This window comes from Tritonibacter mobilis, from assembly GCF_001681715.1.
GTDB classification, from domain to species: domain Bacteria; phylum Pseudomonadota; class Alphaproteobacteria; order Rhodobacterales; family Rhodobacteraceae; genus Epibacterium; species Epibacterium mobile.
This window is the reverse complement of record NZ_LNWY01000021.1, coordinates 43555-64092: the sequence shown is the minus strand read 5'-3', so window position 1 is coordinate 64092 and position 20538 is coordinate 43555. Positions and strand designations below refer to the sequence as shown.

General features: G+C 61.0%; 22 protein-coding genes and 1 tRNA gene. 15 read left to right on the top strand and 8 right to left on the bottom strand.

The window, feature by feature from the left end; translation table 11 throughout:
• Window positions 1-125: 125 nt before the first annotated feature.
• A tRNA-Arg gene (locus UB90_RS19315) sits at window positions 126-202 on the bottom strand.
• A gap of 112 nt (window positions 203-314) precedes the next feature.
• The gene (locus UB90_RS19310; protein ID WP_065326669.1) at window positions 315-1322 is read right to left on the bottom strand and encodes an amino acid ABC transporter substrate-binding protein; all 1008 of its coding nucleotides are present in this window, start codon (window positions 1320-1322) and stop codon (window positions 315-317) included.
• Between the two features lie 202 nt (window positions 1323-1524).
• On the opposite strand from UB90_RS19310, the gene UB90_RS19305 reads away from it, so the two are divergent.
• Window positions 1525-2208 (top strand): GntR family transcriptional regulator, encoded by a 684-nt coding sequence (locus tag UB90_RS19305; RefSeq protein WP_065326670.1) that lies wholly within the window; start codon window positions 1525-1527, stop codon window positions 2206-2208.
• Here UB90_RS19305 and UB90_RS19300 read toward each other — a convergent pair.
• Genes UB90_RS19300 through UB90_RS19290 form a run of 3 tightly spaced genes read right to left on the bottom strand, consistent with a single transcriptional unit; the run spans window position 2205 to window position 5764 of the window.
• A complete protein-coding gene (locus UB90_RS19300; protein ID WP_065326671.1) occupies window positions 2205-3590 on the bottom strand; it encodes a sensor histidine kinase in 1386 nt (461 codons plus the stop codon). The two genes, UB90_RS19305 and UB90_RS19300, sit on opposite strands and share 4 nt — an antisense overlap.
• 17 nt (window positions 3591-3607) lie before the next feature.
• The gene (locus tag UB90_RS19295) at window positions 3608-5023 is read right to left on the bottom strand and encodes a dihydrolipoyl dehydrogenase family protein (protein ID WP_065326672.1); all 1416 of its coding nucleotides are present in this window, start codon (window positions 5021-5023) and stop codon (window positions 3608-3610) included.
• Between the two features lie 3 nt (window positions 5024-5026).
• Entirely contained in the window at window positions 5027-5764 is a 738-nt protein-coding gene (locus tag UB90_RS19290; protein ID WP_065326673.1) for a TVP38/TMEM64 family protein, read from the bottom strand.
• A 427-nt stretch (window positions 5765-6191) separates the two neighbouring features.
• On the opposite strand from UB90_RS19290, the gene rpmH reads away from it, so the two are divergent.
• The 3 genes from rpmH to yidD all read left to right on the top strand — a co-directional run bounded on the left by rpmH (window position 6192) and on the right by yidD (window position 7220).
• The gene (gene rpmH, locus UB90_RS19285) at window positions 6192-6326 is read left to right on the top strand and encodes a 50S ribosomal protein L34 (RefSeq protein WP_005632162.1); all 135 of its coding nucleotides are present in this window, start codon (window positions 6192-6194) and stop codon (window positions 6324-6326) included.
• Window positions 6327-6359: 33 nt separating this feature from the next.
• Complete coding sequence (gene rnpA / locus UB90_RS19280) at window positions 6360-6827, top strand: ribonuclease P protein component (protein ID WP_065326674.1); 468 nt, start codon at window positions 6360-6362, stop codon at window positions 6825-6827.
• 132 nt (window positions 6828-6959) lie between these two features.
• On the top strand, window positions 6960-7220 hold the full coding sequence (gene yidD / locus UB90_RS19275; protein WP_065326703.1) for a membrane protein insertion efficiency factor YidD: 261 nt from the start codon (window positions 6960-6962) through the stop codon (window positions 7218-7220).
• 1 nt (window position 7221) lies between these two features.
• Here yidD and UB90_RS19270 read toward each other — a convergent pair whose 3' ends face one another.
• Complete coding sequence (locus UB90_RS19270) at window positions 7222-7770, bottom strand: DUF3833 domain-containing protein (protein ID WP_065326675.1); 549 nt, start codon at window positions 7768-7770, stop codon at window positions 7222-7224.
• A gap of 134 nt (window positions 7771-7904) precedes the next feature.
• Here UB90_RS19270 and ttcA point away from each other — a divergent pair, with 134 nt between their 5' ends.
• From ttcA to UB90_RS19235, 7 genes are all read left to right on the top strand, one after another.
• The gene (gene ttcA, locus UB90_RS19265) at window positions 7905-8792 is read left to right on the top strand and encodes a tRNA 2-thiocytidine(32) synthetase TtcA (RefSeq protein ID WP_039982583.1); all 888 of its coding nucleotides are present in this window, start codon (window positions 7905-7907) and stop codon (window positions 8790-8792) included.
• Window positions 8793-8859: 67 nt separating this feature from the next.
• The gene (locus UB90_RS19260) at window positions 8860-10404 is read left to right on the top strand and encodes a putative bifunctional diguanylate cyclase/phosphodiesterase (protein ID WP_065326676.1); all 1545 of its coding nucleotides are present in this window, start codon (window positions 8860-8862) and stop codon (window positions 10402-10404) included.
• A 304-nt stretch (window positions 10405-10708) separates the two neighbouring features.
• Complete coding sequence (gene yidC / locus UB90_RS19255; RefSeq protein ID WP_065326677.1) at window positions 10709-12544, top strand: membrane protein insertase YidC; 1836 nt, start codon at window positions 10709-10711, stop codon at window positions 12542-12544.
• A complete protein-coding gene (locus tag UB90_RS19250) occupies window positions 12541-13278 on the top strand; it encodes an MOSC domain-containing protein (RefSeq protein ID WP_065326678.1) in 738 nt (245 codons plus the stop codon). Before yidC ends, UB90_RS19250 begins: the two co-directional genes overlap by 4 nt.
• The gene (yihA, locus tag UB90_RS19245) at window positions 13278-13928 is read left to right on the top strand and encodes a ribosome biogenesis GTP-binding protein YihA/YsxC (RefSeq protein ID WP_065326679.1); all 651 of its coding nucleotides are present in this window, start codon (window positions 13278-13280) and stop codon (window positions 13926-13928) included. Before UB90_RS19250 ends, yihA begins: the two co-directional genes overlap by 1 nt.
• Before the next feature lie 16 nt (window positions 13929-13944).
• Window positions 13945-14304 carry a DUF2946 family protein gene (locus tag UB90_RS19240; protein WP_065326680.1) on the top strand — a complete coding sequence of 120 codons (360 nt, stop codon included), beginning with the start codon at window positions 13945-13947 and terminating at the stop codon, window positions 14302-14304.
• 68 nt (window positions 14305-14372) lie between these two features.
• On the top strand, window positions 14373-15785 hold the full coding sequence (locus UB90_RS19235) for a PepSY-associated TM helix domain-containing protein (protein WP_065326681.1): 1413 nt from the start codon (window positions 14373-14375) through the stop codon (window positions 15783-15785).
• A 46-nt stretch (window positions 15786-15831) separates the two neighbouring features.
• Here the strand turns inward: UB90_RS19235 and UB90_RS19230 are convergent, their stop codons facing one another.
• A complete protein-coding gene (locus tag UB90_RS19230) occupies window positions 15832-16563 on the bottom strand; it encodes an SDR family NAD(P)-dependent oxidoreductase (protein ID WP_009177046.1) in 732 nt (243 codons plus the stop codon).
• Window positions 16564-16734: 171 nt separating this feature from the next.
• Here UB90_RS19230 and argB point away from each other — a divergent pair, with 171 nt between their 5' ends.
• From argB to UB90_RS19210, 4 genes are all read left to right on the top strand, one after another.
• Window positions 16735-17595 (top strand): acetylglutamate kinase, encoded by an 861-nt coding sequence (argB, locus tag UB90_RS19225; RefSeq protein ID WP_046002741.1) that lies wholly within the window; start codon window positions 16735-16737, stop codon window positions 17593-17595.
• A gap of 70 nt (window positions 17596-17665) precedes the next feature.
• Entirely contained in the window at window positions 17666-18361 is a 696-nt protein-coding gene (locus UB90_RS19220) for a ferredoxin (protein WP_065326682.1), read from the top strand.
• On the top strand, window positions 18358-18855 hold the full coding sequence (locus UB90_RS19215; protein WP_065326683.1) for a SixA phosphatase family protein: 498 nt from the start codon (window positions 18358-18360) through the stop codon (window positions 18853-18855). Before UB90_RS19220 ends, UB90_RS19215 begins: the two co-directional genes overlap by 4 nt.
• Before the next feature lie 216 nt (window positions 18856-19071).
• Window positions 19072-19497: a GNAT family N-acetyltransferase gene (locus tag UB90_RS19210; RefSeq protein ID WP_065326684.1), complete on the top strand. Its 426-nt coding sequence runs from the start codon at window positions 19072-19074 to the stop codon at window positions 19495-19497.
• A 238-nt stretch (window positions 19498-19735) separates the two neighbouring features.
• On the opposite strand, the gene UB90_RS19205 is transcribed toward UB90_RS19210, so the two are convergent.
• A complete protein-coding gene (locus UB90_RS19205) occupies window positions 19736-20527 on the bottom strand; it encodes an amino acid ABC transporter ATP-binding protein (RefSeq protein WP_065326685.1) in 792 nt (263 codons plus the stop codon).
• Between the last annotated feature and the right edge of the window lie 11 nt (window positions 20528-20538).

The following is a 20538-nucleotide window of genomic DNA, read 5'->3' as shown; positions in this document are numbered from 1 at the left end:
CAAATCAGCCCTGATTTTCCGAATGGAAGGTCAGATCAACGCAACAAGCCACACGGCAAAAACAGTGGATTGGGTCAGCTTATGACGCCTAGGTCAATTTCGTCTGACGTTCAACAAATGGGAAGTGGCGGACCGAGGAGGATTCGAACCCCCGACCCCTTGATTCGTAGTCAAGTACTCTATCCAGCTGAGCTATCGGTCCACTGAGGGCGGGGTTTATAGCTGGCCCTCGACGGGCGCAACCCCAAATCAGAACTTTTTTGAAACATCTATGACAGCACGCCCCGCTGATCGCTCAGGGGGCGCATACACTCCTAGCGGAAGGGAGGCGCGTAGAGGATGCCACCGTCGCGGTAGAGCGCATTCAGACCACGGTCGAGGCCGATCAGCGTGTCTTCTCCCAGAAACCTCGCAAAAATCTCTCCGTAGTTGCCGCCGGCAGAAATCGCTGCGACCGCCCAATCCTGATCCAGGCCCAGCATCTCACCATAGGTGCCTTCAGTGCCCAGCACCCGGTTGATCTCCGGATTATTGGTCGCGCTCGCCGCGAGCGTGGTGACGTTATCCTGCGTGATACCCAGCTCTTCAGCGATAATCAGGGCATTCAAGGTCCAGCGCACCACGTCGCCCCATTGATTGTCCCCATGACGCACCAAAGGACCAAGCGGCTCTTTCGAGATGGTTTCCGGCAGGATCAGGTGATTTTGCGGATCAGCAAAGGCCGAACGAGTCGCCGCCAACCCCGCCTTATCAGTGGTGTAGACGTCACAGGCCCCCGCCAGATACTGCTGTTGGGATTCCGCGTTGGTTTCCACCGGCACAGGCTCGTATGAGATGCCATTGGCGCGGAAGAAATCCGCAAGGTTCAGCTCGGTCGTGGTGCCGGTCTGGATGCAGACGGTCGCGCCGTCCAGTTCCTTGGCAGAGGTTACGCCCAATTCCTTGGGCACCAAGAACCCCTGACCGTCGTAATAATTGACGCCTGCGAATTCGAACTTCAGATCCACGTCGCGGCTGAAGGTCCATGTGGTGTTGCGGGCCAGCACGTCAACCTCGCCCGAGGCCAGAGCGGTAAAGCGGGTTTTGCTGGGGGTGGGAACAAATTCCACCGCCGTGGGGTCTTTTAGAACCGTTGCGGCCAGGGCCCGGCAAAAGGCCACTTCGGATCCCATCCACGTGCCATCCTCAGACAAAAAGGCAAAGCCCGGCAGCCCCGGATAGACCCCACATATGAGCTTGCCGCGTTCTTTGACCTCCTCAAGCGTTCCCGCCATCGCCGTGCCTGCACTCAGGGCCACAAGCGCCACCGTTAGTCTCAACATCCCCTATCCTCCCAGATGCCGCGCGGCTGACCGCCGCCAGATAGGGAGACTGTCAGACGATACCGGGCGAGAGTCAACATTTTTGAATTCAATTTAGGCATTGGTGACGTATTTTGAATTCACAAATGACGGTTTGACTGTCAAAAATGGCGACACAGCAGGTGATGTTGACGCCGCGCAGCCAGCGCGCCAGAACACTTGAATGAGCAAGGAAGACCAAATGCAACGCGGACAAAGCGCGCGTCAGACGGCGGATCGCATCCGAGACATGATCCTTGAAGGCCGGTTTGAGGATGGCGCGCCGCTGCGCCAATCCCGCTTGGCCGAAGAACTGGGTGTGAGCCGGGTGCCCCTGCGCGAGGCCTTCCAACTGCTTGAAACAGAAGGGTTGGTGGCGTTGCGCTCCAACCGGGGCGCCATCGTCAGCTTACCCTCCCCCAGCGAGATTGAGCAACTGGCCGAAATGCGCGCCCAAATCGAAGGCTGGCTGGCGCAAATGGCCGCGCGCTATGCCACCGAGGCGGATATTGCCAAACTGGAGGCCGCGCAAGCGGCGATGGAAACCTGCAGTGATGAGGATTGGTCACGGCACAATATCGCCTTTCACGAGGCGCTGCTGGCTCCGGCCAATCGTCCGCATGTGATCGAACATCTGCGCGCCCTGCACCAGCGCCTGTTCCAGCGGTTTGGCAAGCCGATCATCTCGGTGCGGGCACGGCAGCGGCAATTGCGCGAACACGCCGAAATTTTGGACTGTTTTCGCCGCTGTGACGGTGAGGCGCTGGCCGCCCATCTGGAAACTCATATTATCATGAGCGCCCGCCCGGCGATTGATCACATCCTCAATAGTCGCCGCTCGCAAAACGCCAGCAGATCAGAGAGTTAAACCGCGCCATCGCCTTTGGGCAGGCAAATCTCAAACACCGTGCCTTCTGGGCCGGTTCTGCCCAGCGTCAGTTGACCGCCGTGACCTTTGACCAGCTCCGCCGCAATCGCCAGCCCAAGTCCGGTACCGCCCTTGCGCGCGCCGCCCTGAAACGGGGTGAACAGATTGTCGAGTGCCTTTTTCGGCAGACCGGGGCCATCATCGGCCACTTCGATCCACCACGCATCCTCCTCTTCGCGCAAGGACACCGTAATGCGCCCATCGCGCCCTGTGGCGATGATCGCCTGCCGGGCATTGCGCACGAGGTTCATAACCACGCGAAAGATCTGCTCCTTGTCGCAGCGGATCATCGTGGGCAGCGGCACGGTATTGGCGATCTCCACCACCACATCAGAGGCCACGAGGTTTTCACTCTCTGCCACGTCATCAATGATCTCGCTGAGGCACACCCGGCCAAATGTCGGCGCCGGTTCTTCGGCGCGCCCAAAGGCCAGCGTGCCCTCACAGAGCGACACCGCGCGGGTGATGGAATTCACCAGTTTCGGCGCCAGACGTCGCACCAGAGGGTCTTCGCTCATCTCGATGCGGTCAGTGAACAGTTGCGCCGAGGTGAGGATATTGCGCAGATCATGGCTGATCTTGGCCACCGCACCGCCAAGCTGCGCCAGCCTCTCGCGCTGCTTTAGCGCATGGGTCAGTTCGGTCTGAAGCTTCTGCAACGCCTCTTCGGCTTCGCGCAGCTCGATCACCCCCGCCTTCGGGGTAATGATCCCACGTGCATCTTCGGGCGCGGCTGCATAGCGCTGCATATAGCCAATCACACCCTTGATCGGCTTCACCAGCACCATGCGCACCGCGATAAACAACAACACCGCCGTCAGCACAGAAATCACCGCCGAGAGCAGCAGAATACGCAGACCATAGTCGATCATTGCCGCCCGCAGCGGACCGGTCTCCATGGTGATCTCAATAAGCAGACCCGCATCCCGCACCGGTGCGCCGATCACCCGAATGATGTCATTGCCCGGCGTCGAAAGGCGCATCAACGCATCGCCGATCAGGGTCAGCGCGCTGGCGTCGCGCAGATCAAATGTCGCACCGATCGGGCGCGGGATGGGCGAGGACAGCACCAGTTGGCGCATCTCGTCGCGCCGAAGCACCACGTTATAAACGCCCGCATTCTCCAACAGCTCCCGCTCCAGACTGCTTTCGATCATGTCATCTGCCAACAGCGCAAGCGAGGCGATCTGAGCCCGCTCCAGACGGTCCTCCAGGTAGTCCTGCCGAAACCGAGAGATCGAGGGGACAAAGATCAACACTTCGGCCAACATCACGAAGACCGTTGTCAGGATCAGGAATCGGCCCGAAAGCGTGTTTAACATCAGTCCCCGTTTTCGCCTCAGGGTAGCCAGCGCTGCACCAGCCGGACAACCCGTTTTATGCCGGAATTTTCAAATAGTCTCGGTGAGAAATACGCCCCCGCGACCCGTTTGTTAAGTTCCGCGATTGTTGGATAAGGCGCAACCATTGCGGCGATTTGGCTCATCTTCATCGCATTGGCAATGGCAAGCGACCATGTGGCGATCAACTCTCCGGCCTGATGACCGGCAATGGTCGCCCCCACCGGGCGGCCCCTGACCACCATCACCTTGATGAAACCCTGTGCCTGACGGGTCGCAATGGCGCGGTCGTTGTGGCCGTAGTCAAACCGCGCCACCTCCAGTCGCCCCTCGTATTTTTTGCGCGCCTCAGCCTCCGTAAGCCCCACTTGGGCGATTTCGGGATCCGTATACGTGGCCCGCGGGATGTGGTCGCCCTTGGCCTTGGCAGGTAGGGCAAACAGCAAAGAGCGGATAATGACACTGGCGTGATAACCCGCCAGATGGGTGAATTGCCCCTGCCCGGCCACATCCCCGATGGCGTAGACTTTGGAATTGCTGCTGCGCAGGTCCGGCCCGACCTTGATCCCGGCGGGTGTCACATCGACCCCTGCTGCCGCAAGGTTCAGCCCGTCGATATTGGGCTTGCGCCCCACCGCCACCAAAAGATGCGAGCCAGAGACCGTCCCGGCGCTGGTCTGCACCACGATCTGGCCTGCCTCCTGACGCACAGCCTGCGCTGCGGTGTGTTCGCGAATGTCGATCCCTTCGCCGCGCAAACGCTCCAGCACAAAGGCTGCCGCCTCCGGGTCATCACGCCCCAGCGCGCCCTGCGCCTCAAGCACCGTGACCTTGCTGCCCAGACGGCGATGCGCCTGCGCCATCTCCATGCCGATCGGGCCGCCGCCAACCACAATCAGATGCGCCGGGCGCTCTTTGAGCTCCCACAGCGTTTCATTGGTCAGATAGGGCACATCCTCCAGCCCCGGTATCGGTGGCACAAACGGGCTGGAGCCGGTGGCAACCACGATCCGCCGCGCGGTGATCCTTGTCTCGCCAGCCTCCACCTCATTGGGGCCGACAAACCGGCCCTGTTCGCGAATGACCCGCACGCCAAACCCTTCAAACCGCTCCTGACTGTCGACCGGCGCGATGGTGTCGATCACCTCCTGCACATGACCCTTGGCCGCGGCATAATTCACCTGAGGCGCGTGATCCGCGATGCCAAACGCCGTGCCATGTGCCTGTGCATGAGCCATATGGCCGCTCGCCAGCAGCGCCTTTGACGGCACGCACCCGTAATTCAGACAGTCGCCGCCCATCTTATGCGCCTCAAGCAGCACCACATCGGCCCCCATCTGGCTTGCACCCGCCGCCAGCGACAGCCCGCCGGACCCCGCACCGATAATAAGCAGATCACATTTGATCGACTGCATCTCTCAGACCTCCGTCTTGCCGCGCAGGGCCTTGATCACAATGGGCAACGCCGCCAGGGCACACAGGCCAAGGATCGGCCCCAAGACATGCGGCTCCCACAAAAGGCTGAGGTTCGGGCTTTCGCCGCGATCAAACACCTCGCCCAAGCCGACACCAATCCATGTGAACACAATCGCCCCCGGAATGATGCCCAGCGCCGTGGTCCAAAAGAAATTCCACAGCTTCACCCCCACCAGCGCCGGCAGGAGGTTCGCGACAAAAAACGGCACCGCTGGCACCAAACGCAACAGCAGCAGCACCTCGATCTCGGTGTCATGAAGCGCAGCTTTCAGCCGCTGGATACGGCCTTCGCTGGCCGCCATCTTGGCCGATAGTGTCGCCCCCAGCCCCCAACGCGCGGCCAGAAAGATCGCCATCGCCCCGATGGTGGCGGCGATCACGTTGAACGCAGTGCCCGCAATCAGACCAAACAGGAACCCCCCGGTCATTGACGCCACCGCCGCGCCCGGCAGCGAGAAGGCGACGATCACGATGTAAGCGGCCAGAAACGCCAACACGAGCCCCACATAGTTCTGATCCCGAAATGCCAAAAGCGCCTCGCGGTTGTCACGCAGGGTTTCAAAGGACAGCACATCCCCGAGGGTCACAGCCCCAATGATGGCAACGACCGCCACAAGGGCCAACGGCACATGTCTGAGCCAGGTCTTTTGGGGCGGGGAGGACGGGGTTTCGCTCATCATCTCATATTCCTTACGCGGGCTCTGCAGGCATCCGTCGGTGTGACTGCTCTTTTGCTCTAGCGCTCTAGATGTGGGAATGGCGAGAGCGCTGCAGCCTCTCTCACGCCCGCTTGATGACGGCCTGCCGTTTCGTGATGATCCGGGCCCTTCGATGACAGAATTGAAACATTTCCTCGACGTTGCGCGCTGCGCATTTTGGTGTAAGTGATTCCCTTCGATGACGTGCCACCGCCGCGCCATTGGGCGATTTGCCCTGTTCGATCGCGCCGCGCCTCGTGTTTTTTAACAGAAATATGGCAGCAGGCGCTGAAATTCCCCGCATGGGGTTTGACAGCCGGGCATCAGGCGTCTAGAGACCGGGCTTCGAGATAGACCCCGGGGGGCGATTCCGCGCCGTACCCGATGACAACATTTGGAGACCGGAGCGATGAAACGCACCTATCAGCCTTCGAACCTGGTTCGCAAACGCCGCCACGGCTTCCGTGCGCGTATGGCCACCAAGGCAGGCCGCAAAATCCTGAACTCACGCCGCGCACGCGGTCGTAAGTCCCTGAGCGCATAAGTTTTCGCGCTCAGACGACTGGTTCTGACGGACATGACACCGCCGGAGGCTCCCATGGACGGCAAAGCTGACCAGGGGACACAGCCTCCGGCGGTGTCCGTTTGTGCATCTGCCACCCCCAAAACAAGCCGCGCCCCGCGCCCGTCCAAGCCTGCAAAGATTCGGGCGGGAATGGAACTCTTGACCAAACGCGGCGATTTCCTCGCTGCCGCCCGCGCGCGCAAGCAGGGCACAAGGTCGATGATGGTGCAGGGACGCAAGCGCGGCGACGATGGTCCGTTTCGGGTTGGCTTTACCTGTTCCAAAAAGGTCGGCAACGCGGTGATGCGCAACCGCGCCAAACGGCGCTTGCGTGAAATCGCGCGGCTGCTGTTGAAAGAGCATGGCAAACCCGGCTGGGATTATGTGCTGATCGGACGCGCAGGCGAGACCACCACCTGCCCGTTTGAGCAAATGCAAAAAGACTTTGCCTACGCGCTGCGCAAAATCCACGGCTCCTGACAGCGGGAGGCTCCCGCCCGTGTCGGGTGCATGAACATGCCCCCTCCCCCGTTGGGCCCAGCGCCGCTGCGCGGCGCAATCTGCCGCCCCATCAAAGTTGCACTGTCAGAGCCCAGCGCCTATGTCGGTGTCATGCGCTTTCTCGCCCGCCTCATCGCCCTCCCCGTCCGCGGCTATCGGCTGCTGTTCAGCCCATGGGTGGGCTTTAACTGTCGCTATCAGCCGACCTGTTCCGCCTACGCGCTGGAAGCGCTGGAGAGACATGGCCCCCTCAAAGGCACATATCTGATGCTGCGCCGCATTGGCCGCTGCCATCCCCTTGGCAGTTCTGGCTATGATCCGGTGCCCGGCGCCGACCCGGAGCATGACCGCTGCTGCGGCCACGACCACTAGGTCACTGGCGTTTTTCAAAGAAAATCGTAACCTCGCCCAACGTCACGCCAAAGCGCTGCATATAAGCGATGTTCAACAGACGCCCATCTTCCTGAAGCCACATCCAGTCGTCAAAATCGACCCGCATGCTATCGCCATCGGGCATCGGCAGATCAATGGTGTAGGTCCAGTTGAACGTGTCTCCGACCTCGCGCCCCTGCGCCTGCCCCTGCACCCCTTCGGCGGTGCCAACCCATTGATCCGCGCCAGTTTTCGTCAGCACCCAATTGCGTGTCTCGCTTGAGCCATCCGCATAGGCGAACCGCTCGTTCAAAGTGAGCTGCTCGCCATCCCATGCACCGTCGATATCCACTTTGAACCGTTGCCGCACTGTGCCAAAGCGATCCTTGAACTGACCGTAGGCCACTGTTTTTCCGGTAAAGTAGTCCTCAAGATTGAGCTGCCGATCGCTGAGTTTTGCATCCCCCAGCGAGGGCCGCCCGCAATTGGCAAGCCCCAGCATTGCCAGCACCGCAGCCACCATCAGCGCTACGCGCCATAGGTATTTCATCGCGCTCTCTCCCTGCTGTTACATGAGGGAATACGCCCCATCCCCCCGCGTGGATCGAAAGTCCGCGGATCTTTTGCGCAGGCTTCATGCAGGTTTTACTTGGCAAGCCCTCAGACAGGCGCTACGGGGCGCTTATGCTGGACCAGGACATCGACGACATTCACCCGCTCTTTCACGGCGCGCCGCAGACCACCGAGTTCAAAAAACTCCGCAAACGTATCGTGCGCTACACGCGCGAAGCGGTGGAGCAATATGGCATGGTGGAACGGCGCGAGGACGGCTCTGTGCCGAAATGGCTGGTCTGCCTTTCTGGCGGCAAGGACAGCTACACCCTGCTGGCCGTGCTCTATGAACTCAAGTGGCGCGGGCTGTTGCCGGTGGATCTGCTGGCCTGCAACCTTGATCAGGGGCAGCCGGGGTTTCCCGCCACGGTGCTGCCGGAGTTTCTGGAAAAGATGGGTGTGCCGCACCGGATCGAATACCAGGACACCTATTCCATCGTGATGGACAAAGTCCCGCAAGGACGCACCTATTGTGCCCTGTGTTCGCGCCTGCGCCGTGGCAATCTCTACCGTATTGCGCGTGAGGAAGGCTGCTCTGCCGTGGTGCTCGGCCATCACCGCGATGACATCCTTGAGACGTTCTTCATGAACCTCTTTCACGGTGGTCGTCTGGCCACCATGCCGCCGAAGCTGGTTAATGAAGAAGGCGATTTGTTTGTGTTTCGCCCCCTTGCCCATGTGGCCGAGGCCGATTGCGAGAAATTTGCGCGCTCGATGAATTATCCGATCATCCCTTGCGATCTTTGCGGCAGTCAGGACGGGCTGCAACGACAGCAAGTGAAACAGATCATTGATACATGGGAATCAAACAGCCCCGGACGGCGTCAGGTGATGTTCCGGGCGCTGATGAATGCGCGCCCGTCGCATCTTCTGGACCCTAAGCTCTTTGATTTTGCCGGGTTGGCGCTCAAAAATTTCGAAGATGTGACGGAATCCGAGGAAATCCCGCAGCTGCGTTAACTCCTCAGTCAGACCCGCGATTTAGTCTGTGCTTGCACCACCGGCGAAGTCGAAAGGTCTCGAACTCATGAATTTTCCGTATTCACGTCTCCTACAGCGGGTCAGAGACGGAATCTCGCAAGTGGTGTTCGGCCCGCCGATGCTGGCCTTCCTGCCTGCGCTCACCCTTGGGGCGTTCTGGTTTGGTGGCGAAAAAGCATTGGTGGCGGTGGCGCTCGGCCTGCCGCTGACATTTGCCCTCTTTTCAGGTTTCTCCCGCAAACGCGTGGTCACACCGGGGCGTGACGGCTTGACGGGTCTGTTGCTGGCGTCCGGGTTTGAAACCCACACGCGCGACGTTTTTAATCGCACCGAGGACAGTGGCCTGAAATCCGCGCTTCTGGTGATCGAGATCGACGATTTTGACGAATTGATTGGCGCGCATGGTCAGGATGCCGGGGATATCGTGATGCAGCGCGTCGGGGAGCGAATCCGTTCGGTTTTGCGCCATCGCGACACCGTGGCCCGGCTGGGGCGCAACCGGTTTGCGATTTGCCTCACCCCGATCATGCAGCTTGATCTTGAGCTGTGCATCCAGCTTGCGGGTCGTTTGCAGTACCGCGCGGAAGAACCCATTCCCTTTGGCGGCACCTCTCTCTTTGTGTCCTGCTCTATCGGCATTTGCCAGCGCCACCGCGTCCCCAGGGATGCGGGCAGCAGCTGGCTGGAGTGCGCGGTGGCCGCGCTCGACGAGGCGCTGATCGTTGGCCCCTCCAGCATCCGTGCCTTCTCTAGCGATACGCATGTGCACCTCAACCGCACGGATAACCTGCTGGAGGACGCAGCTTCCGCGCTGCAAAATGGCATGATCCAAGCATGGTTCCAGCCGCAGATTTGCACCGATACCGGCCGCGTCTCCGGGTTCGAGGCTCTTGCGCGCTGGTGTCATCCGGTAAAGGGCATGATCCCGCCCTCGGCTTTCCTGCCCGCACTGGAGCAAGCTGGCCTTTTGCAAAAGCTCAGCCAGGTCATGGTGCAACAGGCGTTGACTGCGATCAAATCATGGGACGCTGCTGGCCTCAAAGTGCCGTCGGTTGGGGTCAACTTTGCCACTGACGAGCTGCGCGACCCTGCTTTGGTTAACCGCATTCGCTGGGAACTTGATCGTTTCGGCCTCACGCCCGACCGCCTCACCGTCGAGGTGCTGGAAACCGTGATGACCGATCAGCCCGACGAGGTTGTGGCGCGCAATATCACGGCGCTTGGCGAGATGGGCTGCCATATAGATCTCGATGATTTTGGCACCGGTCATGCCTCGATTGCCTCCGTGCGCCGCTTTCGGGTCTCCCGGATCAAGATTGACCGCTCCTTTGTGACCAAGGCAGATCACGATCCCGAACAGCAGAAGATGATCGCCGCCATCCTCACCATGGCAGAGCGTCTGGACCTCAAGACCCTCGCCGAGGGGGTGGAAACCGCAGGCGAGCATGCGTTCTTGGCACAATTGGGCTGTGACCACGTACAGGGGTTTGGTATTGGCCGCCCGATGCCCTTCGACCAGACGCTTGATTGGGTGATAAACCACGAGGCTAAGCTGCAAGACGCCCCAGCCATCGGTCGCCAGCGTCACTGACAGAATTCACTGACAGGTTTCACTGACGACAGATACCACGCCGTCGCCTAGCTATCGCGGGGCAATCTAGGCGTGGCCAAAACGGCGAATCCCGGCGGCTGCAATACACGTCCGGAGACGCCCCCCTCTTATGCAACGAGACAGGCGGGCTGCATCCACTCTGATACGACTTGCCGCACCAAAGCCAATGTTTTTGGGGATTCCGCCCCCTGCGCGCACTACGATCCCCGGATTTCCCTTGACCTTCTGGACCGACCTCTGTTGAACCACACCCTGACTTTGCATGCATGAGGTGGCTGTCCAGATGGACGATCAGAACAAGAATCTATTGCTCGCAACCGCTCTGAGTTTCCTAGTGATCCTCGGCTGGTACTTCTTCTTCCCGCCCCCGGAAGAGGCCCCGCAGCCAGCGGCACAAGTCACCGAAACCACCGCGACACCGGGCGACACCTCTGGCCCTGCGGCCGCGCCCAGCGCCGGTGAAGCAACCGCTGAGGCTGACGCGGCCGCCACCGCCGAGGTTGACGCAGCCGAGGACGCCCCGCGCCTTGCGATCAACACGCCACGGGTTGAGGGCTCCATCTCGCTCAAAGGTGGACGTATCGACGATCTGCGCCTCAAGGATTACCGCGAAACGCTGGACGACGATTCGCCCATCGTGACGCTGCTGTCCCCCGCCGGTCAGGCCAACGCCTATTACGCGCTCTATGGCTGGGCGCCGGGCACAGGCCTCGGGATTGAGGACGTCCCCACTGCCAACACCCGCTGGCAAGCGGCAGATGGCGCAACCCTGACGCCCGAAACCTCGGTGACCCTCACGTGGGACAACGGCAAGGGGCTGACCTTCTCGCGCGAGATCGCCATCGACGAGGACTATATGTTCTCGATCACCCAGTCGGTCACCAATACCTCTGGCGAAAGCGTCGCGCTCGCGCCCTACGGCACCTTGGCCCGCCACGGCCTGCCTGCAAATCTTGAGAATTTCTTCGTCCTGCACGAAGGCGTCGTCGGCATGGCCGATGGGGAACTGGCCGAGATCGACTATGACGACATGACCGATTTCGACCCCGATCCGCGCGATGGTTCGCGCTCTCAGATCACTTCCGTCACTGAAAACGGCTGGATCGGTTTCACGGGCCACTACTGGATGTCGACGCTGATCCCCGCACCGGGCGACGCATTCCGCTCTATCGTAAAATACGACGAGCGCCGCGACATCTACCAAACCGACGTTGTCCTGCCGACCGTGACCCTCGCCGCAGGCGAAAGCACCTCGGCCAGCACCCAGCTTTTTGCCGGTGCCAAGGAATGGGCCACCATCCGCGAATACGAACGTGGCGGCATCGCAGGTTTCCTCGACTCGATCGACTGGGGCTGGTTCTTCTTCTTCACCAAGCCGATCTTTGCCGTGCTGCATTGGCTCAATGCCGCCATCGGCAACATGGGTGTCGCGATCATCGCGCTCACTTTCCTGTTGAAAATCCTCGTCTTCCCGCTGGCCTATAAATCCTATGCCTCCATGGCGCGGATGAAGGAACTGCAGCCCGAGATGGAAAAACTGCGTGAACGCGCAGGCGATGACCGTCAGAAGATGCAAAAGGAGATGATGGAGCTTTATAAGCGCGAGAAGGTAAACCCGGCTGCGGGCTGTCTGCCGATCCTGATCCAGATCCCGATCTTCTTCTCGCTCTACAAGGTGATCTTCGTCACGCTCGAACTGCGCCATTCGGCCTTCTTTGGCCCGTTCCAAGACCTCTCCGCACCCGATCCGACCTCGCTCTATAACCTCTTTGGCCTACTGCCATGGGGTGCGCCTGCGCCGGATTCGATCCTTGCGCTGGCCTTTATCGGCATCCTGCCAATCCTGCTCGGTATCTCCATGTGGCTGCAGCAGAAGCTGAACCCGGCCCCCGCCGATGAGACCCAGAAGATGATTTTCGCGTGGATGCCTTGGGTCTTCATGTTCATGTTGGGTGGTTTTGCCTCGGGCCTCGTGGTCTACTGGATCACCAACAACGTGATCACCTTTACCCAGCAGTACCTGATCATGCGTTCGCACGGCTACACGCCGGATGTGTTCGGCAATATCAAGTCGAGCTTCAAACGCGGTGAAAAAGCCGAGAAGGCCGATAAGAAATGACAGCAACTGTCAAACAAATGTGGCGGCACCCGATCAAGGGGATCGGGGCCGAACCACTGACAGAGGTCCGCTTGGAAACAGGCGGGCCTATGCCTTTGGATCGGGCTTGGGCGGTGCTGACAGGCACATCCGAGGATACCGGCGCGTGGCAGCCCTGCCGGAACTTTGCCCGTGGCTGTTTCGGCCCCGAGCTGATGGCGATCACCTCCGAGTGCAGCGGCGATCAGATCACTCTGCGCCATCCCAAACAGGGCGAGATCACCCTTGATCCGGCCACCGATGGTGCGCGGCTTCTGGACTGGTTGTTGCCGATATACCCGGCCGAGCGCCCCCAGCCCCACAGCCTGATCAAGGCCCCTACGGGCGGCATGGCGGATGCGAAATTCTCTGCCGTCTCGATCCTGTCGCTGACCTCGCTGAAGGCGCTGGGTGAGGCCTTGGAACAAGACCTCGACCCACGCCGCTTTCGCGGCAATCTCTGGATCGACGGCACCGCCCCCTTTGAAGAATTCGACTGGGTGGGACGGGAGCTGAAAATCGGCTCCACCCGGCTGGAAGTGGTGGATCGCATCACCCGCTGCCGCGCCACCGAGACCAACCCCGACACCGGCGAACGCGATGCCAACACGCTGAAGGCACTGCGCGAGCATTGGGGCCACACCGATTTTGGCATCCGCGCCAAAGTTCTGAGCGGTGGCGACATCGCGCTCTCCGACAGCCTAGAGGTTCTGTGATGCAGCTTCCCTTCCCCCTCGCCGAAGGTCCCGAAGCAGTGGCCGCAGAAACCGGGCGCAAGCTCTTTGCCGGCCAGTCCGAATTCCTCAAGGGTGTGGTGGCGATGTCCGGCCTGCCCCCGGCAGATCGGATTGAGGTCTGCTTTGCCGGGCGCTCCAACGTGGGGAAATCCTCGCTGATCAACGCGCTCACGGGCACCAAGGGGCTGGCGCGCGCCTCAAACACGCCGGGGCGCACGCAGGAGATCAACTTCTTCACCCAAGGGCCCGAGCTCTATCTCGTTGACCTGCCCGGCTATGGCTACGCCAATGCGCCGCTGGCGGTGGTGGAGAAATGGCAGCGCCTGCTGAAACAGTATCTCTCCGGTCGCCAGACCCTGCGTCGCGCCTTTGTGCTGATCGACACCCGCCACGGTGTCAAAAAGGTCGACGAGGAGATCATGAAGCTGCTGGACAGCGCCGCCGTGACCTTTCAGGTGGTGATGACCAAGGCCGACAAGGTGAAGGAGAAAGACCGCGCCAAGATCCTCGATCAGGTGCGCGACGCGCTCTCCAAACACCCCGCCGCCTACCCCGAGATCGTGCTGACCTCGTCGGAAAAAGGCGACGGCATCGCCACGTTGCGCTCCATCATCGCGCATCTGGACTAAGCCCCTGCGCCGCCTCATGCCATATCTGGGCCTGCTGGCTATCCTGATCGCCGGGTTGATCCCGGCGGGCTGGATGCCGGTGACGGCGCATGATGGCAAGGTGCTGCTGGTGCTTTGTACGGGCAACGGCCCAGAGGAACGTTGGGTCGACCTCGATGAGGGAACGCCCGCGCACGGCGAACACGAAGAGGACGAAAGCGCCAGCCGCAATTGTCCCCTCGCCGCCCAGCCGCAGCTCGCGGCCCATACGGCCACGCAACTGCCTCTGCCCCTGATGGGGCCGGAGCGTGATCTGTGGTATCGCGCCCCTTTCACCCATCACAGCGCCGGGTTTCACTGGCGCTATGATGCCCGCGGCCCGCCCGCTCTCTCCTGATCCTTCGCAAAATCACCCTGATTGCACCGCGCTTTGACGCGGCTTTACTGGTATGGAGAACTCCCACAATGGCACTCAGCCAAACCGCTGGCGCGGATAGCCGTCCCGCCACCCCGAATCTGTCGCAAAAATTCTATTTCGCCGCATGGCGCTGGCATTTCTATGCGGGCCTCTACGTCATTCCATTTCTCATCATGCTGGCCGTCACCGGCCTTGCGATGATGTATATTTCGATCTTTGACGGGCGCGATGGTGAATATGTTGCCGTGCCCGTCGGCGCATTGGTGCAGCCCATCGAGGCCCAGACCCAAGCGGCCGTGGACGCCATTCCCGGCGCCACGCGTGTTGAATGGATCGGCCCCAAGGCCGCAGATCGCGCCGCGGTAGTGCGCGTCGCAACCGAGGGCGGCATGCGCATGGTCGCCGTTGATCCCTACACCGCCGAGGTTGTGGAGACATGGGACCGCCGCGCGGGCTGGTATGACTTCCTCTCTGACATTCACGGCACATTGCTGATCGGCGACACCGGTGATCGCCTCATCGAGATCGCCGCAGGTCTCGCCATCGTTCTGGTGCTGACCGGGCTTTATCTGTGGTGGCCCTGCGGCGACTGGACCTCTGCCTTTGTGCCGCGCCTGCGCGCCAAGGGGCGCGCCCTATGGAAGAGCCTTCATGCGGTGATCGGCGTCTATATCTCGCTCATTTTGGTGGTGTTTCTGGTGTCCGGCCTGTCCTGGGCCGGGATCTGGGGCGAGCGTTTTGTGCAGGCATGGTCCACCTTCCCGGCGCAGAAATGGGAGGCCGTTCCGCTCTCGGACAGCACCCACGCAGACCACATGAATCATGGCGCCATGAAGGACACGCCTTGGGCGCTGGAGCAGACCCCGATGCCCGAATCCGGCTCTGACGCCGGGATCACGGGCCTGCCCGAAGGCAGCGCTGTGACCGGTGACAGCATCTACGCGCTGGCGCGCACGCTGGGCTACGAGGGGCGTTTTCGCATTGTGTTTCCCGGTAATGACACCGGCGTCTACACGATCAATCAGGACAGTATGAGCAACGACAGCGCCTGCCCGACGTGCGACCGCACCGTCCATGTCGATCAGTTCACCGGCAAGATCCTCGCCGATGTGAAATTCTCCGACTACTCACTGGCCGGGAAGTCCATGGCGGTGGGCATTGCCTTTCACGAGGGCGACATGGGGCTTTGGAACATCGTGCTGAACACGGTGTTCTGCCTCTCGGTGATCTTCGTCTGTGTGTCGGGCGTGGTGATGTGGCTCAAACGGCGCCCCTCGCGCGCAGGCCGTCTTGCCGCGCCGCCGGTGCCGCAGGACCTGCCGTTCTGGAAAGGCGCGGTGCTGATCGGGCTCTTTGCCTCATTGGCCTTCCCGCTGGTGGGTCTGACGCTCTTGGCGGTGCTGGCACTGGATGTGTTGATCCTGTCGAACCTGCCCCGCCTCAAGCGCGTGGTCAGCTGACCCTCGGCCCGGCTTTGCGCGCAAGGCCGGGCCAATCCCGCTCCGCTCAGACGTGTTGCGCGCCGTTCACTTCGATCTCGGTGCCGGAAATATAGCTGCTCTGTTCGGAGCACAGGAAATAGATCGCATCCGCCACCTCAGAGGGCTGGCCCAATCTGCGCAGCGGCAGTTTTTCCACGATCTTGTCGGTGCCCGGGCTCAGGATCGAGGTCTCCACCTCGCCCGGCGCAATCGCATTGACCCGCACGCCCATCGGCCCGAAGTCATGCGCCATCTCGCGCGTCAGCGCCGCCAGCGCCGCCTTTGAGGTCGCATAGGCCGCGCCCGCAAAAGGATGCACCCGGCTGCCCGCAATCGAGGTCACATTGACCACCGCGCCCTTGGCGGCCGCCAGTTCCTCCCGCAGGCCCCGCGCCAGCACCACCGAGGCAAAGAAATTGACGTGAAACACCTTGGCCCAGTCCATCAGATCGGTGTTGAGCGTGCTCAGCCGCTCCCCTTCCGGTCCCTTGGGCGAGATCCCGGCGTTGTTCACCAGCGCATCCAGCTTGCCATCCTCCAGCCGTTCCTGAATGATGCCAACCGCGTTGATGGTGTCGGAGGGGTCCGACAGATCCAGCTGCACGTGGTTTTCCTCGCCCCCGCCCCAAGGGCATTCCTTTGGGAAAGGCTGGCGCGAACAGGTAATCACCCGCCAGCCCTCGGCATTGAACCGGCGCACGGTGGCATGACCGATGCCCCGGCTGGCTCCGGTCAAAAGCAGGGTTTTACGACGCATGGGATGTCCTCTCGCGGGTGATGCTGCGCCTGCAACAGTAGCACTCGGCGCGGCAACGGCAATGGGATGCGTGGCTGTCAGGCCAGATCATCCTTGGCAGGGGCTGCGGAAATGCGTAACACCTCAGTGACACCCCGCTCCGGTGCGCCGGGGCCTCAGGACCTGACAGCGATGAAGACCCGAGACATGAACCGCGACTGGATTGCCACTGCTGAAACCCTCTCAAGCGCCCTGCCCTACCTGCAGCGCTATGACGACGCCATCGTGGTGATCAAACTCGGCGGTCACGCCATGGGCAGCGACGAGGGCATGGAAAGCTTTGCCCGTGATGTGGTACTCTTGCGTCAGGTGGGGGTAAACCCGGTGATCGTGCATGGCGGCGGGCCGATGATCAATTCGCTGCTCGACAAATTGCAGATCAAATCCGAATTCGTGAACGGCAAGCGTGTGACCGATGCAGCCACGATGGAAGTGGTGGAGATGGTGCTCTCCGGCATGGTCAACAAACGCATCGTGCAGGCGATCAACGCCCAAGGCGGCAAGGGGATTGGCCTCTCGGGCAAGGACGCCAACCTGATCACCTGCGAGATGACAGATCCGGCCCTTGGCTTTGTTGGCACCCCCTCAGAGGTGAACGCCGACATGCTGAAGAACCTCTTTGAAAAAGAGTTCATTCCAGTGATCGCCCCCATCGGTGCGGGCCGCGCGGGCGAGACGTTCAACATCAACGGCGACACCGCCGCCGGTGCCGTCGCCGCCGCGCTCAAGGCCGACCGGCTTTTGCTGCTGACGGATGTGGCGGGTGTCAAAAATGCCGAGGGCGTTGTGGTCACCGAACTCAAGGCCGCCGATGTCGAGGCCATGACCGCCGCAGGCGTGATTGCAGGTGGTATGATCCCCAAGACCGAGACCGCGCTGACAGCCGTCCGCGGCGGCGTACGCGCTTGCACCATCGTCGATGGCCGCGTGCCCAATGCAGTGCTGCTGGAGCTGTTCACCGATCACGGCGCAGGCTCGATGATCCGCAGCTGATCGCACAGATCACTAAACTCGCATCACGCGCGACTTGCCAGCACGCCCGGTTCGGGTTTTGCTAGCAGCTATGGTCGCAAATGATCCTCACGCACTGACCGATGACCGCTATGGGCAACTTGATGCGGCCCTCGCGCCCTATGGTCTGATGATTTACGGCGGCATTCACCCTAGACGTGTGCCCGTCCCCGAATACGACAGCGGCACGCTGATCCTGATCGGCACCGCTCCGGCGTTTTGGGAGCGCCTGCGCGCAGCACCAGAGGGACGCGACCAAGCCCCCGATCCGGTGGATCGCTATTCCCTGCGCGTGCTCAGTTCCATCGCTCGCAAGCACCAAGCGCAAGCTGTGAAATTCCCCTTTGATGGCCCACCCTACGCGCCATTTATCGCTTGGGCGCTGGCCTCCGGGCGCGCTTTCACATCTCCGTCGCAGATGCTGGTGCATGATGAGGTTGGCATGCTGATTTCCTACCGCGGAGCACTCCACTTTGACGAGACTTTCACGATCCCACCACCCAAATACCAACACTCCCCCTGCAAGACCTGCGCGACGCGGCCTTGCCTCTCTGCCTGCCCCGTACACGCGTTGGTTGACGAAGGCCCCTATAAGCTGGCAGCCTGTCATGACCACCTCGACACAGCACAGGGGGCGGAGTGCATGGCATCGGGCTGTATCGCGCGCCGAGCCTGCCCGCTCAGTGACGGTGCCGGGCGCCCGCCTGCGCAAACTGCCCACCACATGAGATATTTTCACCGCCCATGACCTGCACCCTGTATCTGACCCGCCATGCCAAATCCGCCTGGAACACCGACGCCCCCAGTGACCACGCACGCCCCTTAAACAAACGCGGCCGCCGCTCTGCCGCAGCCTTGGGCGCGTGGGTGCGCGAGCAAGAGGTCCAGCCCATGCAAGTTCTGTCGTCGTCGTCGCAACGCACCCGTGAAACCTATGACCTGATGGAGCTTGCGGCACCGGCAAGTTTTACGGAGCGGCTCTATCACGCGACGCCCGAAATCATCCATGATGTGCTGCACGAGGCAACACAGCCGCAGGTGCTTTTGCTCGGTCATAACCCCGGCCTGATGGAATTTGCCCATGAGATCGTGAAACACCCTCCGCCCCATTCGCGGTTCGACGACTACCCGACAGGGGCTACACTGATCGTGGAGTTCGACATTGCGCATTGGGCCGAAATGCAACCCACCAGTGGCCGGGTGATTGATTTCGTGGTCCCGCGCGAACTTTTGGGCGAATAATCCTTCTGTTCTGAATAGTTGCATGGACCCGAAGCGCAGGGTATCAAAGGCCACCGACATAGGAGTTTTGATGTCCCGTTGATGCCGGTGCCAAGGCACCAGTACCGCAAGAACCAAAAATGCGAAGGCAACCCATCCGGCTGCCGCTTTTGACTTGCGCAATACAAACATCAAATTCGTCGCCTGCAGGCGACTCTAAACGGGATACCCCTGACAATGATCAGACCCTATTCTCCGTCGGACAAACCGGCGGTTCTCCATATCTGGCGTGAAGCCAGTGCCATCGCGCATCCCTTCCTGAGCGCGGCCTTGGTCGCACAGGCCGAAGCCATGATCCGTGACCAGTTTCTCGACCTCGCGGAAACCTGGATGATTGACGCAGATAACACGCCCGCAGGCTTTATCGCCCTGCTCGGCAATGAGGTCGGCGGCCTTTTTGTACTGCCCTCGCATCAAGGCAAAGGGTACGGACGCGCGCTGCTGGATCACGCGCTGCACACCCGCGCGGAACTGGAACTCTGCGTCTTTGCCGCCAACCACCGGGCACGCGGTTTCTACAAGGCCTATGGTTTTCAGGCCGGGGAAGAACGGCTCAACGCCTTCTTCGATCAACCTGAAATCGTGATGCATCTTTCACGCTAACAACACGCAAACGGGCGGGGGAGCACTCCCGCCCGTCTCCCTCGCATTGAAATGCGATATCGCCCGTTGGGCCGGGCGCGCCGCTGACGCGGCGCGATCCCGCTCTGCCTTCAGCTTTTTGCAAATATCTCGGGGGTCGGGCCCGCAGGGCCCGAAAGGGGGCAGCGCCCCCTCACACCACATAAACAAGCGAAAAGGCCGGGCATTGCCCGGCCTTTTCTCAATTTGACAACAGGTCTCAGTGACCCAGGATCTGGCTGAGGAACAGCTTGGTGCGTTCGCTCTGCGGGTTGTTGAAGAACTCTTCCGGCTCGTTCTGCTCCACGATCTGGCCGGCATCCATAAAGATCACCCGGTTCGCCACCTGACGGGCAAAGCCCATCTCATGCGTCACACAGAGCATCGTCATGCCTTCTTCGGCGAGCTCGATCATCGTGTCGAGCACCTCTTTGATCATCTCCGGATCCAGCGCCGAGGTCGGCTCGTCAAACAGCATGATCCGCGGCATCATGCACAAGCTCCGTGCAATCGCCACCCGCTGCTGCTGACCGCCCGACAACTGGCCCGGATACTTCAGCGCCTGATCGGGGATCTTCACTTTTTCCAGGAAATGCATCGCGCGCTCTTCGGCCTCTTTCTTGGGCGTCTTGCGCACCCAGATCGGGGCCAGCGTGCAGTTTTCCAGAATGGTCAGATGCGGGAACAGGTTGAAGTGCTGAAACACCATGCCAACCTCGGAGCGGATCTTGTCGATGTTCTTGAGATCATTCGACAACTCGGTACCATCCACCAAGATCTTGCCCGCCTGATGCTCTTCGAGCGCATTGAGGCAGCGGATCAGGGTGGATTTGCCGGAGCCCGAAGGCCCCGCGATGACGATACGTTCGCCTTGGTTCACCGTCAGGTTGATGTCGCGCAGCACATGAAATGCGCCGTACCACTTGTTCATATCGGTGATCTGGATGGCGACCTCATCCGAGACTTTCATCTTGGAGCGGTCGATTTCTCGGTCGAGAGCAAGTTCAGACATATGTTGAACTC